Annotated in this window: 1 protein-coding gene; it reads left to right on the top strand. The window is 58.7% G+C overall.

Annotation, left to right across the window (positions count from 1 at the left end; translation table 11 throughout):
• The coding region (locus AOA60_RS32560; protein ID WP_158235007.1) for a hypothetical protein at positions 1 to 317 on the top strand (317 nt) is incomplete at both ends.

Below are 317 nucleotides of genomic sequence, written 5' to 3'. Positions count from 1 at the left end.
ACCGCGAAAGGCGCCGAATTCGTCAACGCGGGTAACCCGTTGCCGAAGATCGACCTGACCGTCACCGACGCCGGTGGTCTCAGCTCCACTGGCGAAGGCCAGCCGACTGTGACGCTGGTCAACGACGTTCCAGAAATTGCTGTTACGCCGACCACCATCGTTGAGAACACTGCTGAAGCAGGCACCGTTGCCGGGACTTTCGTTGCTAAAGACGAAGAGACCCCACGCGATGGTCTGACTGTTAGCTTCACTGCTGGTACTAACGCAGACGGCTACTACGCCATCTCGGGCAACAACGTTGTGCTGACGGCCAAAGG

Origin of the sequence: Pseudomonas sp. 2822-17, assembly GCF_002742485.1 — a bacterium.
Classification (GTDB): Bacteria; Pseudomonadota; Gammaproteobacteria; order Pseudomonadales; family Pseudomonadaceae; genus Aquipseudomonas; species Aquipseudomonas cyclaminis.
The sequence above is the reverse complement of the archived record's forward strand: the minus strand, read 5'-3'. Positions and strand labels throughout refer to the sequence as shown.